Raw genomic sequence first — 19,048 nt, 5'->3', positions numbered from 1 at the left:
GTTTCAAAGTTAACCCCTGCAGAAAATATCTGCCGCAATTTATTTCAGATACCGTAGTTGATATTTTTCTTTAGATTCAAAAAATAAAATGATGCTCTTGTCTGCTTCAAACGATGTTAATTCAGAAAAGCAAAACGCCCGCTTAAGTCTCCTTAAGCGGGCGTCTTTAATATGGCTCCTCTGACTGGACTCGAACCAGTGACATACGGATTAACAGTCCGCCGTTCTACCGACTGAACTACAGAGGAATCGTGTGAACGGGGCGAATAATAGCGGGGTGGTGCGGGCTTGTAAAGCCTGAAAACGCCTTGCCGTTTCGTTTGCTGCAAGATTATTCAACCTGCTGCTTTTTATGGCTTTTATTGATGCTCTGCTGCGCAATGGATCAGGGGCGGCCACGGGCTGAGCTCCGCGTGCTTCACGCTGGTGCAAACCTTCTCCGTTCTGGGTCTTCCAACGCTGAGGTCTTAGCAATCATTAGCATCATTTTTTCTTATTTTTCCGGCAATTAGTTAACGGTTTCTCTTATTTCGTCGGCCTGGCCCGGATCTTGCTGCCGTTCTGTCAACGCAGTTCAGCGGCATGACGGAGGCAATATGAATTTCAGACGTCTGAAGTATTTCGTGAAAATCGTCGATATCGGCAGCCTGACCCAGGCGGCAGAGGTGCTGCATATCGCCCAGCCGGCACTCAGTCAGCAGTTGGCCACCCTGGAAGGGGAGCTGAAACAGCAACTGCTGATCCGCACCAAGCGCGGCGTGATGCCGACCGAGGCCGGAAACATCCTGTATGCCCATGCCCAGACCATTTTGCGCCAGTGCGAACAGGCACAGAGCGCGGTCAACAGCGCCGGGCAGGCGATGAGCGGTCAGGTGTCCGTCGGGCTGGCGCCGGGCAGCCTGGCGTCGCAGTTGGCGCTGCCGCTGCTGCAGGCGGTGCGCGATCAGCATCCGGGTATCTTACTCAGTCTGAATGAGAACATCGGCTCTACGCTCGCAGGACAGGTTGCCGGCCAAAGCCTGGATATGGCGGTGATCTACGGTGCCAAAATGCCTGCGGGCCTTCAGGCCACCTCGCTGATGCGAGAAGATCTCTATCTGGTGGCGACGCGTGCGGTGCCGAATCCCGGCAACAGCGTTGATCTGCTGGACGTTGCGCGCCTGAATCTGTTCCTGCCGCGCGAAGGTGATGTGGTACGAACTCAGGTGGATGAAGCCATGGCGGTGCGCAAGCTGGCCGCCAATGTGATTGGCGAAATCGAGTCCTCCGGCACCTTGAGCGCGGCCATCGCCAGCGGCCTGGGGGCCACCATTTTACCCGAGTCGGTGGCGCGGGCGATGATAGGGCCTGCCAAGGCCTGGATGGCTCGAATCAATGTTCCGTCGCTTAGCGTACCGCTGTCGCTGTGCATCTCCGCCGAGCACTCCCTGTCGGCGCCGGCGTTGGCCGTGAAAGATATCCTGCTGTCGATCGCCGCCAGCCGCAGTCAGGAAAAACGCGTGTTGGCGTTGGTACAATAAATCACGACAGGCTTTCCCGCTTGATCTCGGCGATGGCGGGGGCCGCCGCTAGCGGTTTTGACGCCGGTGGCGTTGGGTTTTCCTCTGGCTGCGACAGCGCCAGTGAGAAACCGAAGGTGTTGATGCCATCGAGACTGTGGACGAAGGCTTCCCCCTGGTGCATGAGCGCGATGGCGCGGACGATAGACAACCCCAGCCCGTGGTGCATGTCGCTGCGAACGCGCGAAGAGTCGACGCGATAGAAGCGTTCAAAAAGTCGGCTCAGGTGCTCGGGGGCGATGGTTTCGCCCTGGTTGGCGACGGCGACGACGGCAAATCCCCGCTGCTCCTGCAGCAGTACCGAAACGGCGCTGCCCGCGACGGCGTGGCGCGCACTGTTTTCAAGCAGGTTAGCCAACGCACGATGGAACAGCCGCCGGTCAACCTGCGCCCGCACCTCTCCGGAAATCTCAATGGTCAAATCGTTTTCCATAAACGAAGGTTCGACGTATTCCGCCGTTTTCAGAGATTCTTCCCGCAGCGACACTTCGCTCAGTTGGGTGGCGTATTGCCCGGCCTGAGCGTGGGACAGGAACAGCATGTCGTTGACGATGGAGGTCATGCGTTCCAGCTCTTCCAGGTTCGACTGCAGCAGTTCTTCCAGTTCCTGAACGCTGCGTTCGCGAGCCAACGCCAACTGGGTTTGACCAATCAGATTGGTGAGCGGGGTGCGCAACTCATGCGCCACGTCGGCGTTAAAGCTCTCCAACTGCCGCCAGGCCACTTCCTGGCGCGCCAGTACGCCATTGAAAGACTCCGCCAGGTTGCGCAGTTCGGCCGGCAAGGTGGCGCTGTCCAGCCGCTGGCCGGTAGTGCCGGGCACCAGACGGTGCGCCTGTTCACTGAGATTGAGCACCGGCCGCATACCGAAGCGCGATATGGCGTAGCCCAGCAGGGCCGCCAGCCCAATCCCCAGCAGCGAAATCACCACCAGCGCCTGGGTGAACTCTCTCAGCGTGCCCATATAGGGTGCAGAATCAATTGCCACCACATAGCGCACCTCTGGACGAGCGCCCAGCGGCGGCAGCGTTGCGATCAGCATATACAACGGGCAATCGCCGTCAGGATTGGCGGCAGTGGCGAAACCGTCCGGCAATTTTGACCAGCGGGTACCCGGCGGGGGAGCACCGCCGAAGCGGTAGCGCGGATCCTCGCTGATCACCCAATATTTCACCTGGTTGCCTTCGCTGTTGGACAGGGTATTGAGTTTTTGTTGCACCATTGGCCAGTCGCGCGCGGTCCCTTTGGCTTCGATATAGGGGGAGATCAGCGAATGGCGAAAGTGCAGCTCGTTGTGCATCTGGTTTTGCAACGAGGTCAGCAGTGAACTGCGCAGAAACAGCGCCAGTACCAGCATGATCAGCGCCATGGTCAGCGCGAACATCAATGCCATACGGCTGGAAATGGAAATTTTCATCAGGCGGTTATCCGTGGCGCATCGCGATGCTGCGGACGATTTTCCAGCACGTAGCCCATGCCACGCACCGTGTGCAGCAGCTTTTGCGGGTAGGGGGAGTCGATTTTGGCGCGCAGTCGCTTAATCGCCACTTCCACCACGTTGGCGTCGCTGTCGAAGTTCATGTCCCAAACCTGCTCGGCGATCATCATTTTGGACAGTATTTCCCCCTGATGACGCGCCAACAGGCTGAGCAGGGCAAATTCTTTGGCGGTCAGATCGATACGCTCCCCGCCACGGGTCACTCGCCGTGCCAGCAGATCCACGTGCAGATCGTCGATTTGCAGTTGGGTAACGTCAATGCCGTCGCTGGTACGGCGGCGCAGTAACGCCTGGATGCGGGCAACCAGTTCAATCAGCGAGAACGGCTTGGGCAGATAATCATCCGCACCGTGGCGCAGGCCCTTGACGCGTTCATCAACCGAACCACGGGCAGACAGCATCAACACCGGCGTTTGTTTGCTGGCGCGCAGGCCTTCCAATACCGCATAGCCGTCTTTGCCTGGCAGCATCACATCCAGGATCACTGCGTCATAGTCCTGTTGCACCGCCAGGTGCAAGCCCTCAATGCCATCGCCGGCGACGTCTACGGTGTAGCCCAGTTCGCTCAGTGCGCGGTTAACGTAGGACGAGGTTTTCTCTTCGTCCTCAACCAACAGTAATCGCATGGCCACTCCCGTCATTATCACCTGATGATTAATTAATCATGAAACCCGCCACCTTGCCACAAGACATCATGTTCAGTGATGAGTTTATGACAGCCATGCGGTCGTGAAGCTGACGGCTGGCTGACATTCTTGTCAGCTAACGCCGCCGCCGGACAAAAAACGCGTTAACTGACACGAATGTTATCTGCGGGTCACGTTGAGGTCAGTTTGCCGCTCGTACAGTAACCTTTGGCCGCTTTGTGGCGCGCCGCGCAACCCTTGACCCAGCACCTAAAAGGATACGGACTCATGAGCCTCAAAATCGCCTCTCTTGCTGTCGGCGTGGTGGTGGTCGCTACTTCGCTTTCCCTGTGGCTGGTGGTGGCCGCTCGCGATACGCCCCCTGCTGCACCGCCGCCACCGCCACGGGTCGGGGTGGTAACGCTGAAAAGCGAACCTATACCACTGACCAGTGAGCTGCCGGGACGGGTTGCCGCCTTTCGCAATGCGGAAGTGCGGCCACAGGTCGGGGGCATAGTGCAAAAACGCCTGTTTACCGAAGGGGAAGAGGTCAAGGCGCAGCAACCGCTTTACCAAATCGATTCTGGGCTGTTTCAGGCGGAATACGATCGCAGCAATGCGGCCTTGGCGCGAACGCGGGCGCAGCTGCGTACCGCCGCGTTGTTGATTCAACGTTACCGGCCGCTGGCAGAGAGTCGGGCCATCAGTCGTCAGGTGTATGACGACGCCGTAGCCGCCCATCAGCAGGCGGTGGCCGACGTGCAGTCCGCGGAGGCGCAGTTGGAAACGGCACGTATCAATCTGGTTTATACCCGGGTGCTGTCACCCATAGACGGCATTATCGGACGTTCGCTGGTGACCGAAGGGGCGCTGGTGACGGCGCAGCAGGCCGAGGCGGTGGCGGCGGTGCAGCAGATAGATCCGATTTATGTGGACGTGACCCAGTCCAGCGTCCAACTTTTGCGGTTGAGAAATGCGCTGGAAAGCGGCGCGGTTGCGCAGGCCGACGGCCCGCAGTCTGCGGCGGTTACCCTGACGCTGGAAGACGGCTCACGCTATACCCACGGCGGCAAATTGCAATTTTCAGAAATCACGGTGGATCGTTCCACCGGCTCGGTAGTGTTGCGCGCGGTATTCCCCAATCCGGAACGCAAGCTGCTGCCGGGCATGTTTGTGCGAGCCCGGTTTTTAGAGGGCATGGCGGCGCAAGGGGGGCTGCTGGTGCCGCAGCGAGGCATTACCCGCAATCCGCGCGGTGAGGCTACCGCCCTGGTGGTGAACGTGGCGGGCAAGGTTGAGCTGCGCGAACTGACCACCGAACGGGCGATGGGGGACAGTTGGCTGGTATCGACCGGGCTGGCGGCGGGCGATCGGGTGATTGTCGAAGGCGTGCAGCAGGTCAGCCCCGGCGCACAGGTCAATGCGGTGGAGTGGGCTCCTGCCACCACCACGTTGTTAAGCAGCACTCGCAAGGAGCCGGCGCATGGCTAAATTCTTTATCGAGCGCCCGGTGTTTGCCTGGGTGCTGGCCATCATCATGATGCTGTGTGGCCTGTTGTCGATTGCTAATCTGCCGGTGGCGCAGTACCCAAGCATCGCACCGCCCACCGTCAGCATTCAGGTCAACTATCCTGGTGCCTCGGCGAAGACGGTGCAGGATACGGTGGTGCAGGTGATTGAACAGCAGATGAACGGTCTCGACAATCTGCAATACATTTCTTCCGAAAGTAATTCCGACGGCAGCATGAGCATTGCGTTGACCTTTGCGCAGGGCACCGATGCCGACACCGCTCAGGTACAGGTACAAAACAAGCTGGCGCTGGCACAGCCGCTGTTGCCGCTGGAGGTACAACAGCAGGGGATCCGCGTCACCAAGTCCACCGCCAACTTTATGATGGTGATGGCATTTGTCTCGACGAATGGCAGCATGACCCGGCAAGATCTGGCGGATTACGTCGCCTCCTATGTCCAGGATCCGATCAGCCGCACCAACGGCGTTGGGGACTTCCAATTGTTCGGTGCGCCTTATGCGATGCGTATCTGGCTGGATCCTGCTGCTTTGGTGAACTACAGCCTGACTGCCACTGACGTCAGCAATGCAATTCAGGAACAGAACGTTGAGGTTTCATCCGGTCAGCTGGGGGGACAACCGGCGTTGCCCGGCCAGGAACTGAATGCCACGGTGATTGGCCCCTCACGCTTGCAGACCCCGGAGGAGTTCGGCCAAATCCTGCTGAAAACCGATCCTGACGGTTCGCGGGTTCGCCTGGCCGACGTGGCGCGCATTGAGCTGGGCGCGCAGAACTACGCGATTGATAGCTACTACAACGGCAATGCGGCGGTGGGGCTGGGCGTGCGTCTGGCAACCGGTGCCAATGCGTTGCAAACCGCGCAGGCGGTGCGTGCCACGCTGGCGGAGCTGAAACCCTTCTTCCCGCCGGGAATGGAAGCCGTGGACGCCTATGACACCATTCCGTTTATCAGTCTGTCGATTGAAAACGTGGTGCGTACGCTGGTGGAGGCGGTTGTGCTGGTGTTTGCGGTGATGTACCTGTTTTTGCAGAACTTCCGGGCGACGCTGATCCCGACGCTGGCGGTGCCGGTGGTGCTGCTGGGGACCTTTGGCGTGCTGGCGGCCTTCGGTTACTCAATCAATACGTTGACCATGTTTGGCATGGTGCTGGCGATTGGCCTGCTGGTGGATGACGCCATCGTGGTGGTGGAAAACGTCGAGCGGCTGATGCACGAAGAGGGCCTGTCGCCGAAGCAGGCGACCCGTAAATCGATGGACCAAATCACCGGCGCCTTGATAGGCATCGCCATGGTGCTGTCGGCGGTATTTGTGCCGATGGCGTTTTTTGGCGGGTCGACCGGTGTGATCTACCGGCAGTTCTCCATCACCATTGTCTCTTCGATGGTGCTGTCGGTGATGGTAGCCGTGGTGTTTACCCCGGCGCTGTGCGCTACGCTGCTCAAGCCGGTAAAGCCGGGTGAGCATGCCGCACGCAAAGGTTTCTTTGGCTGGTTTAACCGCCGCGTCGAGTGGGCCAACCGCAGTTACGCGGCTTCGGTAATGCGCGGTCTGGGCCGCCCGCGTCGGCTGATGCTGATTTATCTGGTGATTGCCATTGCTACCGGCTGGCTGTTTACCCGCATTCCGACCTCGTTCCTGCCGCAGGAAGATCAGGGCATGTTGTTCGCGCAGGTACAGGCACCGGCCGGAGCCACCGCAGAACGGACGCAGGCCACCTTGCGCGGTGCCACGGAGTACCTGTTGAAAATGGAGAAGGACAGCGTGCGTTCGGTGTTCGCCATCTCCGGGTTTAACTTCGGCGGACGCGGGCAGAACGTCGGCACCCTGTTCATTCGCCTGCATGACTGGGACCAAAGACCGGATGCCTCGCAAAAGGCTGACGCGGTCGCCGCTCGCCTCAACGCCATGTTCGCACGTGACTTTCGCGATACCCGTATCTTTGTGGTTTCGCCCCCGGCGGTGCGCGAGTTGGGCAACGTGGCGGGCTTTAACTTCCAACTGATGGATCGCGGCGGCATTGGGCATCAGCAACTGCTGGCGGCGCGCGACAGGTTCCTCGCCGCTGCCCGGCAGAGCCCGGTGTTGAACAACGTGCGTGCCAACGGTCTGGAGGATGCTCCCCAGTATGAACTGTTGATCGACCGCGAAAAGGCGCGGGCGCTCAGCGTGCCGATCACGGAAATTAACCGCACGCTGTCGCTGGCATGGGGCTCGGGTTATGTGAACGACTTTATCGATCGCGGTCGGGTGAAGCGGGTTTATGTACAGGGAGATGCCTCGTCGCGCATGCTGCCGCAGGATCTTGATCAGTGGTTTGTGCGTAACGACAACGGCGATATGGTGCCGTTCTCCGCCTTTGCCACCGCTGAATGGACCTACGGCGCACAAAAGCTCAATCGGTACAACGGCGCACCCTCGTTTAACCTGCAGGGCGAACCGGCGGCGGGTTTCAGCTCCGGCGACGCGATGGCGGAAATGGAACGCATTGCCGCCACCATGCCGCCTGGCGTGGGCTACGACTGGACCGGACTGTCGTTTGAAGAACGGTTGTCCGGCGCCCAGGCACCGGCACTCTATGCAATTTCACTGCTGGTGGTGTTTCTGTGCTTGGCGGCGCTGTATGAAAGCTGGAGCGTCCCCAGCGCGGTGATGCTGGTGGTGCCGCTCGGGGTGATTGGCGCGGTGGTGGCTACGTTGCTGCGTGGGCTGGCCAACGACGTTTATTTCCAGGTGGGGTTGCTGACCACCGTCGGGCTGGCGGCCAAAAACGCCATTCTGATCGTGGAGTTCGCCAAGGCGCACTTCGAAGCCGGAGCCAGTCCGGTGGAGGCGGCGGTGCAGGCCGCCAGACAGCGGCTGCGGCCGATCCTGATGACTTCGCTGGCGTTTATTCTCGGCGTGGTGCCGCTGGTCATTGCCAGTGGGGCGGGCTCCGGCAGTCAGAATGCCATCGGCACCGGGGTGATCGGCGGCATGCTGACCAGCACCTTCCTGGCCATTTTCTTCGTACCGGCGTTCTTCGTCATCATGCTGCGGCTGTTTCGGGTCAAGCGGCTCAGCGAACGCCGCCGGGTGGAGGATGAAGCGGAGCCAAGCGCTCCGGCACCGGGAGCCGAGCCATGATAAAACTTTTGGCTATCATGCTGACCACCGCCACCCTGACGGGCTGTTCGTTGACGCCGGACTATCAGCGCCCCGATGCGCCGGTAGCACCAGCGTATCCGGATTATGGCGTCGCGCAGGTCGACGGAGTGACAGCGGCTATCGGCTGGCGTGAATTTTACCGCGATCCGCAGCTGCAAACGCTGATTACGCAGGCGCTGGCGAATAACCGTGACTTGCGCATTGCGGCGTTGAACGTGGAGGCGGCTCGCGCCAGCTACCGCATTCAACGAGCGGATACGCTGCCCACCCTGGCGGCACAGGGCAGTGGTTCGGTACAGCGTACGCCTGGCAGTCTGTCCACCGGCGGGCAGTCAGCGGTGGGGCGCAGCTATCAGGTCGGGGGGGCGCTGTCGTGGGAGCTGGATCTGTTCGGGCGCCTTCGCAGCCTTAACCAGCAGGCGCTGGAATTGTATCTGGCACAGGATGAAACCCGGGCCGCCGCGCAACTGGCGCTGATCGCCGAAACCGCCAACGCTTATCTTACGCTGCGTGCCGATAGCGAACTTCTGGCGCTGGCGCAGGAAACGCTGAGCTCACAGCAGGCGGCCTTTGGGCTGGTGGAACAAAGCTTCCGGCTCGGTGTGGCGACCGAACTGGATCGCAGTCAGGCGGAAGTTGGGGTACGGACGGCGCAGCGCGATTTGGCCCAGTATCGGCGTCAGGTTCGTCAGGACAACAATGCTCTGATGCTGTTGGTTGGGCAGCCGTTGGATACGGAGACGAGCGCGCGTCTGGCGCAGGCCAACACCTTGCCGGACGACCTGTTGCCGGAAACCATCCCGGCCGGGCTGCCGGCAGATTTGCTGACCCGGCGGCCGGATATCCGAGCGGCAGAGCATCAGCTGCGCGCCGCCAATGCCAATATCGGCGCGGCGCGGGCGGCGTTCTTTCCGACCCTCAGCCTGACCGGTTTCGGCGGCACGGCCAGCGCCGGCCTGGACGGTTTATTTTCTGCCGGTTCCGGCGCCTGGAGTTTTGCTCCGCAGCTCTCGCTGCCTATCTTCTCCGGCGGCTCTTTGCGTGCGGGGTTGGATTTGGCGGAGGTGCAAAAACGCATCGAGGTGGCGCGTTATGAGCAGGCGATACAGCAAGGGTTTCGCGAAACCGCCGATGCGCTGGCCGGTCGCGACACGCTGGATGAGCAAATCCGGGCGCAAACGCAGTTGGTGGCGGCCAATCAACGCGCTTACAGCCTGTCGCAGCAGCGTTTTCAGCAGGGCGTGGATAACTACCTGAACGTGCTGGATTCCCAGCGTTCCCTGTACGCGGCGCAGCAGGTGTTGGTGGATACGCGCCTGGCACGATTAACCAATCTCGTCGATCTTTACCGTGCGTTGGGCGGAGGATGGCGGGAGTAACGGTTTTGGCAACAGGCGCGGGGTTCACCGCGCCTGAAGGGCCTGGGTTAACTGAGCTGGTAACGGCTGTCCGGCTGTGCGGCCGCCGGCAAATCCGTTTCGTCGTTCATTTCGCGCAGGTTGATCTCAATGGCGTTGCACATGGCATTGAGCGGCAGGTCATTGGCGGCGGTACCGAACGGATCTTCCAGTTCTTCCGCCAGCGAGTCCAGCGAGATGAAGGTGTAGGAGATAAACACCGACACCAGCGGCGTCATGTAATGCAGATCCGGCACCAGCGCGAAAGGCAGCAGGGTGCAGAACAGGTAGACCGTACGATGAACGATCAGGCTGTAGGCAAAGGGGATCGGCGTATTGGCGATGCGTTCGCAGCCACCGAGGATCTCCGACAGCCGGTTGAGATTTTGGTCGATGCTGTGAAACAGCATGTCCGACAGCTGTGCCGATTGTCGTTTTTCGCCCAGCCATTGGCCCATCATCAACAGCAGCCGGTTGCAGGGGGACATGCTGTTTTCTATCGCTCGCAAATCGACGTTGGGCAGCAGCCGTTGCAGGTCCGCGCGGCTGTCGGTGCCGCGCAGCTGGTGTTTCAGGCAGTAGCTGAACGCGATCAGCAGGGCGGCAAACTCGCGCGCCGCCTGATCCTGCTGCGGCAGCAGGCTTTTTATCTGACGCAGCAGCGAGCGCTGAACGATCAGCAGGCTGCCCCACAGCAACCGGGCTTCGGTGAAGCGCGCATAGCTGACGCTGTTGCGAAAACCGAGGAAGATAGCGATCGCTACCCCCAGCAGGCTGAAAGGCGCCAGGGTCAGTTTGACACCCAGATGTTCGTACCACTGGAAGCACAGCACGGCGACGATGGACATTGCCACGTTAAGGCTGAGGCGAAACAGAATTTTGGATAGCACCGAACCGTGCCAGACGAAGAGCCGCCTGAACCAGTGTTGCTGAGGTCTGACAATCATATGTGTGCTGATGACTGGGGAATGAGAGCCGCTGTTGTAACAGATTTGCGGTCGGTACATCAACGTTCTGAGTATGAAAAGTTAAAAAGCCCGCCGAAGCGGGCCCAAAGCCTTCGCCATCAGCGGAACGGCGGCTCGTTAAAGGTGCGCAACTTGCGCGAATGCAGGCGATCGCCCTCGGCGCGCAGCAGGTCGATAGCGCAGATACCGATCTGCAAGTGTTCCGAAATCGCCCCTTCATAAAAGCGGTTGGCCTGGCCGGGCAGCTTGATTTCACCGTGCAGCGGTTTGTCGGACACGCACAGCAGCGTGCCGTAAGGCACCCGGAAACGGTACCCCTGAGCGGCGATGGTGGCGCTTTCCATATCCACCGCGACGGCGCGGCTGAGGTTGAATCGCAGCGCCGAAGCGGAATAGCGCAGCTCCCAGTTGCGATCGTCGGTGGTGACCACGGTGCCGGTGCGCAGGCGTTGTTTTACCTCTTCGCCGGGCATGCCGCTGACCATTTTGGTGGCGTCATACAGCGCACGCTGTACTTCGGCAATGCTGGGGATCGGGATATCCGGCGGCAGTACCGAGTCCAGCACGTGATCGTCACGCAGGTAGGCGTGCGCCAGCACGTAGTCGCCAATCGACTGGCTTTCGCGCAGGCCGCCGCAGTGGCCGATCATCAGCCAGGCGTTGGGGCGCAGCACCGCCAGATGGTCGCAGATGGTTTTGGCGTTGGAGGGGCCGACGCCGATATTGATCAGCGTGATGCCCTGGCCGGTGCGCGAGATCAGGTGGTAGGCCGGCATCTGGTGATTTTTCCAGGCCAGGTCGGAGACCGCCTGATCCGGTGCGGTGGTTTCCGGCGTGATATAGATGCCGCCGGCGCTCGACAGCGCAATATAAGGGCTGGCCGGGTCGGCTATTTCGGCGCAGGCCCAGCGGACAAACTCATCCACATAGCGGGTGTAATTGGTGAACAGCACGAAGGGCTGAAAATGCTCCACCGGGGTGCCGGTGTAGTGCCGCAACCGCGCCAGCGAAAAGTCGGCGCGCAGGGCGTCGAAGTGCGAAAGCGGGAAGGTGCTGGTGGCGTGAAACAGGCCATCGGCGGTCTCGTCGCCAATTTGCGCCAGCTCGGTGGTGGGGAAATGCTGCGCCAGGCTGGCGCTCATCGACCGATCCAGCATCAGGTTTGAACCGTCGATCACGTAAGGGAAAGGAATTTCCTGCTGTGACGGCCGCACTTCAATATGCGCATCGTACTCCCCGGCCAGCATGGTCAACTGCTCGGTCAGATAATGGCGGAACAGGTGCGGGCGGGTGATGGTGGTGGTGTAGCAACCGGTGTGGGTGAAGCGGCCATAGGCGCGGGTTTTTGTTTGACCGGGCGATTTTCCATCCCAACTGACGCGCAGCTCAGGGTAAACAAATAGCCCTGCCGCGCGGGTCTGCGCGTCGGGCAGACCACCGTGGCTGATAAAGTCACCGACCGCCTGGCGTAGCGCCTCAACCGAGGCGACATACAGCGCTTCCAGTTGTTCGACTGCCTGAGCGGGGGTGAGGCCGGTGCCGGATTGCTGACTGCTCATACTCTCTCCTTGGTTCTCCCGGCTATGCGGCGGGGAGGCATACGGATGCCGATGTCAATTCACAGCAACAGGTTAGCCGAAGATGGGCGCAAAAGCTTTGGAGAAACGGCAGGGGGCGAATAAATTCGCCCCGAATAACGCGGACGCCGCATGCAGCGCCATGATCAGGAGGCCGGGGCAGCCTGCTCCACTTTCAGCGAGACCAGGCCAATACCCAGTTTCTTCGGCACAAAACCGCCGCTGGCGGCTTCTTGTGGCTCCGTGGGGGCCGGAGGCGTGATGCTGATGTTTCTGGCGCCGGCAGGGTTGTCGAAGCGCAGCGTCACGGTGGTGTCCTGTTCGCTGAGCGTCACAAACTGTTCCTGACTGCCTACGCGCACCGAGATAGGTTCGCCGACGTTTTTACCGTAGGCACGGGCGCGCAGAACCAGATCGAATGCAGATGGCAGCGGATCGACGTAATCAATATTCACCGTCGGCGCCAGGTTGGCGTCAGACCAACGGCCCCAGTCCTCGACGCTGGAAACGCCGGTGATCGCCTTCACCTGTTCCGGCATGCCCGGCAGCATAAAGGCGATGGCGTCCGCGCGATATTTAACGGCGGCGTCATCCACTTTCAGTTTGTCGACGGCGCTTTGGTAAGCGGCAATGCTATCGTTTGGCGGACGCTCAAAGTCTATTTTGCCGCGATAGCTGCCCCCTTTGGCCTGCACGATGTGCGGAGGGGCGGCCAGGCTGCCCGACGCGACGCAGGTGTCGGTGCTTAACGCCAGTTCTGGCGACCACACCCGACCGATTTCATAACACTTGTCGACCCAGACGAATTTCTCGCCTGCGCCCAGCCCGGCAAGCTGTTTTTTAAGCGGCGTGGACAGGTAGACGTTAAACATCGGCTCAATTTTGTTGTCCGTCACCTTCAGAATAAACGGCACCTTAAAGGTGATGCCGGAGAAGGTAAAGCGGTTGCCCCGATCGTCGAGACTGTAGTTTGTGATGCTGTTCGGGAAGCCCCACTGTTTCACCACCGCTGGCTTCCAGGCGTTGATTTTTTCGTCGATGTTCAAAAACAAAGTCGCCAGCGTTGGGCTGGACAGGCTGCTGCGGCCGAGGCCAATGTAGTTATCGCCACCCATCACGTCCAACACGGTGGCACCGTTGTCCAGGGTGCTGCGCTTCTCATTATGCAGCGCGGTCTGCGGGCGGGTGCCGTCGATAATAAAGAACAGGTTGCGGCGTTTCTGCCTGGTCAGGATGTCATAGGCGGTATTGTTCATCGCCAGGTGGTCCGAAGACACCACGATAACGGTATTTTTGAAGTACTCGGACGCCTTGATTTTGTCGATCAGCGCGGCGATATGCTGTTGGCTGCAGGCCACTGCGCTCAGCGAACGGTTTTCTTTATTCTGCCAACGGAACGACTTTTTGCTGCAGCTGGCGGAGATAAAACCGTCCGGATGATGGGTGTCCACGGTCAAGGCAAACAGCGAGAACTTTTTGTTCTGCTTCGACAACTCGACAAACTTGTCGAACACCACGTCCAGCACGGTATCGTCGTACCAGCCCCAGTCATTTTTGTAGCCGGGGTCGCTGACCTGGTCGCGCAGTTCCTTAAAACCGTAGGCATGGTCAAAGCCGTGCGATTTCAGGAAGGTGTCTTTGCCGGCGAAGGCCAGCTCGGCGCCCTGATAGAAGTAGTTGTCGTAACCGGCGGATTTCAGTACGTCACCCAGGCAGACGTTTTCCGGGTAAAAGGTGGATACGGCGCTGGAGGCGTTGCCGTCAAAGGGCGCAAACAGCGGGATACCGCACTGCGAAGACACCATTCCGGCAATGGTGTAACCGGTGCCGGGCAGCTGTTGGGTATTGCTGAAGTCGATGCTGTTCTCGCGGTGCTGGTTCAGTTCGTCGGCCAGGCCGGGGAAGGTCTGCTGATCGAAATAGGTTCTCTCCAGGCTTTCGGCATAGATATACACCAGGTTCGGCGCTTTGCCCTGTACGGTTTTCTTCGGCGCTTTGTAATAGGTGTCAAAGTCGGCGGTATCGCCGCTGATTTGGCTTTTAACCAGCAGCGAAATGTCCTGAAAGGCCGGGGTGGTGCCGACGGAAAACAGCGCCAGCAGCACGGCGACCAGGCTGTAAACCACGCTGCTGCTTTTGGCTTTGCGCCGCACCAGACTCCAGGTCAATACGGTGAAGATCAACGCCAGCACCGCCAGCAGGCCGACAAACGGCAGCAGGTATTTGCCGACGCCGGCGCCCTTCAGGCTGCTGGTGAGGGTGTAGATCACCGCATCGGTAATGCCGTCACCGGTAAAGTAGTTACTGGCGATCAGCACCACGTTGAGGATGAGATAGCTGCCCAGCAGCGTCAGCAGGGTGGCCAGCCACCAGCGGTTGGCGGCGGCCCGGGTCCGGTAGATTAAAATTGAGGCTAAAAAAAGTGCAAACGAGATTAATGCTGAAACCATCCACCGTACCCTGTCTGTTTAAAAAGGAAATCTTAACTGCCCTGGCAAACGCCGCCGACCCCAGCACGACGCGAAAGAGGAAGGGTATAGCGCATTGAAAGCGCCAGGGTCAATGCGTGTTTGCGTTGCCCAGGCGCGGCAGAGTGCGATCGGTCGTTTTTGTGACAATAGTGTGACATGAATCACGCCGATGAGGTGAAAAGCGGCTGAATGTTGCTCATCCGACGTTTGGCTCTAGCCTTAATGGAGAGCGTCAACGAAACACCTTCACCCTTTGTTCAGGAGAAAACCATGCAGAGCATTTCCGCCGCCGTACTCGATGATTTGGCCCCGCAGGGGATGCTGCGGGCGGCCATCAATCTGGGCAACCCGGTGTTGGCGCAGAAGGGGCCAGACGGCGAACCTCAGGGGGTTTCCGTGACGCTGGCCCGCGCATTGGCCCGCGAGTTGGGCGTGGTGCTGGAGTTGGTGACCTATGATGCCGCAGGCAAGGTTTTTGCCGCGTTGGAAACCGGAGACTGGAATATCGCCTTTATGGCCATCGAACCGGTGAGGGCGGCACAAATTGCGTTCAGTGCGCCTTATGCGATCATTGAGGGGACCTATCTGGTGGCCGAGGCGTCTCCCTGGCAGCAGGTTGCCGAACTCGACCGGCCCGAGGTGCGCATTGCCGTAGGCCAGGGAGCGGCTTACGATCTGTACCTGTCGCGAACCTTAAAGCATGCGCAACTGGTGCGTGCCGATACCTCCGCCGACGCGATAGCTTTGTTTCTCGAGCAGGGGTTGGATGCGGCCGCGGGCGTGCGTCAGCCGTTGCTGGCCGCCGCGGCGGAAAATCCGGGGTATCGGGTGCTGGCTGGGCATTTCACCGCTATCCAGCAGGCGATGGCGGTTCCGCGACAGAAAGCGTCGGGGGCGGCCTATGTGCGTGATTTTGTGGAGCGGTGCAAGGCAAGTGGCCTGGTGCTGCAGGCTTTGCAACGCAGCGGTCAGGGGGATGTTACCGTCGCGCCTTCTGCCTGAGGGGGGAATGGCAGGGGCGCTGCATACTGCGCCCCCGATAAAGCGAACAACGTTTAATGCAGCTCCACCGCGTACTGTTCCACCGGGGTGATTTTCTTGATCAGCTTGTTGTCGAACAGGAACTGTTCGTAAGCCTGGTAGCGGGCCTTGTCCAGCCTGGCCGGATCGGTTGCGAACAGCGGCAGGCTGGCTTGCCAGGCTTGTTTGTTCAGCTCGGTATTGAGTTCCGGATGGGCTTTGGCGAACGCCAGCCAGCTTTCCTGTGGGTGGGCGTGCAGGTAGTCGCTGCCTTTTTTCAGCGCCACGAGGAATTTTTTGATTTTCGGCTCGGCCAGCGCGTCGCGGTTGGCGACGATAATCAGCTCGTCGTAGGTTGGCACGCCGTAGTCTTCCACGTTAAACACCACCGGATCTTTGCCCTGCAGTTTCAGCTCCAGCGCTTCAATATTGCGATATCCGCCGATCACCGCATCGACCTGGCCAGCCAGCAGGGCGCTGGTCAGCTGAAAGTTAACGTTGATCAGTTGGGTGTCCCTGGGGGTGAGCTTTTCATGTTCAAGCATGGTTGCCAGCGTAGCCTGTTCGATCCCGCTGACGGAATAACCGATTTTTTTGCCCTTCAGACCTGCCGGCGTGGTGATGCTTTTATCCAGCGTAATCACGGTATTGAGCGGCGAGTTGATCAGGGTGCCTACGCGTACCAGCGGCAGGCCCTGATCGGCAAAAAAGTGCAGCTGCGGCTGGTAGGTGATGGCCAAATCGGCCTGTTTTGCTGCTACCAGACGCGGCGGCAGAGCCGGATCGGAAGGAGGCACAATCTTGACGTCCAGCCCTTCGGCCTTGAAGGCCCCGATCTGCTCGGCCACCATGATGGGCGCGTGGTCGGGGTTGATGTACCAGTCGAGCACCAGCGTCAGTTTTTCAGCGGCGGCGGCCTGGCCGGTCAAAGCGGCGCAAAGCAGCAGCCCGCCGACGGTTTTCTTAAGCATGGATATTCCCTTTGTCGTTGAAAGGCGATCAGTCATTTTCCGGCGCCCAGTCGATCAGGCGCAGCAGCAGCGCGTCCACCGTCACCCACAGCAAGACGGTCATCAGCACCAATATAAACAGCGCGGCAAAGCAGATGTCGGTCTGCATGCGCGCGTTGGCGTTAAGCATTACGTAACCCAGCCCTTCCGCCGAGCCAACCCATTCGCCGATGATGGCGCCGATAGGGGCGACGGCGGCGGCCATCCGCAGCCCGGAACCGAAGGCCGGTAGCGCAGCCATCAGCCGCACGTGGCGCAGTTGGGCCCAGGGAGAAGCTCGCAGGGTGCGGGCCAGATCGAGATAATCGTTATTGACCCGGCGCAGCCCATCGAAGAAGGCGGACGTGACCGGGAAGAAAATCACCAGCACCGCCATCACCACTTTGGCGCTCATGCCGAAGCCGAACCACAGCACCAACAGCGGCGCCAGAGCAAACACCGGTATCGCCTGGCTGGTCAGCACCAAGGGCATTAACCAGCGCTGCAAGCGCGGCGAAAAGATCATGCACAGCGCCAGCGAGGCACCGAGCAAAACCCCGGCCAGCAAACCGCAGGCGATCTCCGAGGCGGTGATCAGCGTGTGATAAGCGAGGTAAGCACGGTTGTCCCACAGCGCCTGTGCCACCGCCGAGGGGGAGGGCAACAGGAAGGCAGGGATATCGCCCAGCGTGACCAGCCCCCAGAGCAGCAACAGGCCGACGAACACCGTCAGGCTGCGACGCATCCGCGACAGACGGCTTTCAGGCAGGGTTTTCATCCGGCGGCCCTCACGAGTTGCAGCAGCAACTCGCTCTGGCTTTTCAACAACTGAGGATTGTCCGGCGCTCGTGGCGGTAAGCCCTCGATAACATGGCTGTCGTCCAGCCCCGCCGGATAACGGGACAGCACCAGCAGGCGGTGGCTGAGGCGGCAGGCCTCCATGGGGTCGTGAGTGATCAGCAGCACGGTATGCTGCGCCAGCAGTTCGGCGGCCAACTGCTGGATCATGGCGCGGGTAATGGTATCCAGCGCCGAGAAGGGTTCGTCCATCAACACAATCGGCTGACGTTCATACAGGGTGCGGGCAATAGCGGCACGTTGACGCATGCCGCCGGACAGCGCGGCGGGCAAGCTGCGGCCATAGCCGCTCAGCCCCACGCGTTCCAGCAAATGCTCCGCCCAGGTGCGGTCGACCTTTTCGCCGCGCAGCCGCGCGCCGAGGCTAATATTCTCGTCAATTGTCAGCCAGGGATAGAGCAGATCCTTTTGCCCCATATAGGCGATACGCCCGGCGATCGGCAGGCCATCGCTGCCGATAACCGTACCGGAAGTGGGTTTCGCCAGTCCGGCGATGATCTTCAGCAGGCTGGTTTTCCCCGCGCCGCTGGCGCCGAGCAGGGCAACGAAGCTGCCGCCGGCGATATCGAAATTCAGACCATCGAAAATCACCTGCTGACCAAAGCGCAGGGTCAGATCCCGTACCTGAATACCGGGCCGGGCGTTGCCGTGCTGCGTGTCGCCGAGGCTCATTGGGCATTCAACCCCATCTGCCAGAAGGCGGATTCCAGGCGGGTGGCGGTGGTGAAAATCGCCGACAGTTCGTTCAGACGGCTTGGGGCACCCCGCTGGAGGCCAACGTTTTCCAGCAGGTCGAGGGAGGCTTGTACGCCGCTCAGATACGCGGGATCACCATAGTTGCGGATCCACGAGGAATAGGGATTGCCTTCCATCACCGTGTTGGGATCGTTGAGCAGACGCAGGCCGATTTCGGCATAGCCAGCGACGCAGGGCATTAAGGCTACCAGCAGATCCAGAGCGTCCCCGGCGTGGCCGATATCGAGTACGTAGCGGGTGTAGTTCAGGGTTTCCGGCGCTTCGGGTTCGGCGGCTATCTGCGGTTCGCTCAGCCCCCAGTCGGCACAATAGGCCAGGTGCAGGGGCAGTTCGGCGACAATGGCATTGAGCGAAGCGGTGGCTGCGCGCATTTCCGGCAGGGTGCGCAGTTTGCTGACCAGCAGGGCATAGGCTCGGGCAAAGTGGATCAGGAACAGATAATCCTGCGTCAGGTAGCGGCGAAACGCGGGTTCCGGCAGCGTACCGGCGGCCAGTTGCTGGATAAAGGGATGTGCCACATAGTCCTGCCAGTGGCCGCCGGCCTGTTGGCGCAGCTTTCCGTAAAGACCGTTTTCGAATAAGGGAGTAAACATGGGACCTCCAAAAGTGAGTGGAGATCCGGGCGCGCTGAGGTGAGGTATGAACAGGCAA

The 19,048-nt window shown here is 60.2% G+C and carries 14 protein-coding genes and 1 tRNA gene; 5 read left to right on the top strand and 10 right to left on the bottom strand.

The window, feature by feature from the left end; genetic code table 11:
* Positions 1-172 precede the first annotated feature (172 nt).
* Positions 173-248, bottom strand: a tRNA-Asn gene (locus LQ945_RS04855).
* A gap of 348 nt (positions 249-596) precedes the next feature.
* Between LQ945_RS04855 and nac the strand changes: the two genes are divergently transcribed.
* Positions 597-1,520, top strand: a complete 924-nt coding sequence (nac, locus tag LQ945_RS04850; protein ID WP_044552371.1) for a nitrogen assimilation transcriptional regulator NAC — start codon at positions 597-599, stop codon at positions 1,518-1,520.
* Position 1,521: 1 nt separating this feature from the next.
* On the opposite strand, the gene LQ945_RS04845 is transcribed toward nac, so the two are convergent.
* Positions 1,522-2,979 carry a heavy metal sensor histidine kinase gene (locus tag LQ945_RS04845; RefSeq protein ID WP_270102957.1) on the bottom strand — a complete coding sequence of 486 codons (1,458 nt, stop codon included), beginning with the start codon at positions 2,977-2,979 and terminating at the stop codon, positions 1,522-1,524.
* A complete protein-coding gene (locus LQ945_RS04840; protein ID WP_044552367.1) occupies positions 2,976-3,683 on the bottom strand; it encodes a heavy metal response regulator transcription factor in 708 nt (235 codons plus the stop codon). The genes LQ945_RS04845 and LQ945_RS04840 overlap by 4 nt, the downstream gene beginning before the upstream one ends.
* A gap of 288 nt (positions 3,684-3,971) precedes the next feature.
* Here LQ945_RS04840 and LQ945_RS04835 point away from each other — a divergent pair, with 288 nt between their 5' ends.
* From LQ945_RS04835 to LQ945_RS04825, 3 genes are read left to right on the top strand one after another with little or no spacing between them, the layout of a single operon-like run.
* On the top strand, positions 3,972-5,174 hold the full coding sequence (locus LQ945_RS04835; protein ID WP_270102390.1) for an efflux RND transporter periplasmic adaptor subunit: 1,203 nt from the start codon (positions 3,972-3,974) through the stop codon (positions 5,172-5,174).
* Positions 5,167-8,340 carry an efflux RND transporter permease subunit gene (locus LQ945_RS04830; protein WP_270102389.1) on the top strand — a complete coding sequence of 1,058 codons (3,174 nt, stop codon included), beginning with the start codon at positions 5,167-5,169 and terminating at the stop codon, positions 8,338-8,340. Before LQ945_RS04835 ends, LQ945_RS04830 begins: the two co-directional genes overlap by 8 nt.
* A complete protein-coding gene (locus tag LQ945_RS04825) occupies positions 8,337-9,740 on the top strand; it encodes an efflux transporter outer membrane subunit (RefSeq protein ID WP_270102388.1) in 1,404 nt (467 codons plus the stop codon). Before LQ945_RS04830 ends, LQ945_RS04825 begins: the two co-directional genes overlap by 4 nt.
* Before the next feature lie 47 nt (positions 9,741-9,787).
* On the opposite strand, the gene LQ945_RS04820 is transcribed toward LQ945_RS04825, so the two are convergent.
* The 3 genes from LQ945_RS04820 to opgB form a co-directional block, all read right to left on the bottom strand.
* Positions 9,788-10,705, bottom strand: a complete 918-nt coding sequence (locus LQ945_RS04820; RefSeq protein WP_270102387.1) for a bestrophin family protein — start codon at positions 10,703-10,705, stop codon at positions 9,788-9,790.
* Positions 10,706-10,824: 119 nt separating this feature from the next.
* On the bottom strand, positions 10,825-12,285 hold the full coding sequence (locus LQ945_RS04815) for an AMP nucleosidase (RefSeq protein WP_270102386.1): 1,461 nt from the start codon (positions 12,283-12,285) through the stop codon (positions 10,825-10,827).
* Between the two features lie 164 nt (positions 12,286-12,449).
* A complete protein-coding gene (gene opgB / locus LQ945_RS04810; protein ID WP_270102385.1) occupies positions 12,450-14,753 on the bottom strand; it encodes a phosphatidylglycerol--membrane-oligosaccharide glycerophosphotransferase in 2,304 nt (767 codons plus the stop codon).
* A gap of 291 nt (positions 14,754-15,044) precedes the next feature.
* On the opposite strand from opgB, the gene LQ945_RS04805 reads away from it, so the two are divergent.
* Positions 15,045-15,776: an ABC transporter substrate-binding protein gene (locus LQ945_RS04805; protein ID WP_270102384.1), complete on the top strand. Its 732-nt coding sequence runs from the start codon at positions 15,045-15,047 to the stop codon at positions 15,774-15,776.
* 53 nt (positions 15,777-15,829) lie between these two features.
* On the opposite strand, the gene LQ945_RS04800 is transcribed toward LQ945_RS04805, so the two are convergent.
* The 4 genes from LQ945_RS04800 to LQ945_RS04785 are packed head-to-tail and all read right to left on the bottom strand — an operon-like array spanning position 15,830 to position 18,990.
* Complete coding sequence (locus tag LQ945_RS04800) at positions 15,830-16,765, bottom strand: ABC transporter substrate-binding protein (protein ID WP_262240624.1); 936 nt, start codon at positions 16,763-16,765, stop codon at positions 15,830-15,832.
* 28 nt (positions 16,766-16,793) lie between these two features.
* Positions 16,794-17,561, bottom strand: a complete 768-nt coding sequence (locus LQ945_RS04795) for an ABC transporter permease (protein WP_182822853.1) — start codon at positions 17,559-17,561, stop codon at positions 16,794-16,796.
* A complete protein-coding gene (locus tag LQ945_RS04790) occupies positions 17,558-18,313 on the bottom strand; it encodes an ABC transporter ATP-binding protein (protein WP_270102383.1) in 756 nt (251 codons plus the stop codon). Before LQ945_RS04790 ends, LQ945_RS04795 begins: the two co-directional genes overlap by 4 nt.
* Entirely contained in the window at positions 18,310-18,990 is a 681-nt protein-coding gene (locus LQ945_RS04785) for a TenA family protein (RefSeq protein ID WP_044552345.1), read from the bottom strand. The genes LQ945_RS04790 and LQ945_RS04785 overlap by 4 nt, the downstream gene beginning before the upstream one ends.
* Positions 18,991-19,048 lie beyond the last annotated feature (58 nt).

Source organism: Serratia liquefaciens, from assembly GCF_027594825.1.
Lineage (GTDB): Bacteria > Pseudomonadota > Gammaproteobacteria > Enterobacterales > Enterobacteriaceae > Serratia > Serratia liquefaciens_A.
The sequence above is the reverse complement of the archived record's forward strand: the minus strand, read 5'-3'. Positions and strand labels throughout refer to the sequence as shown.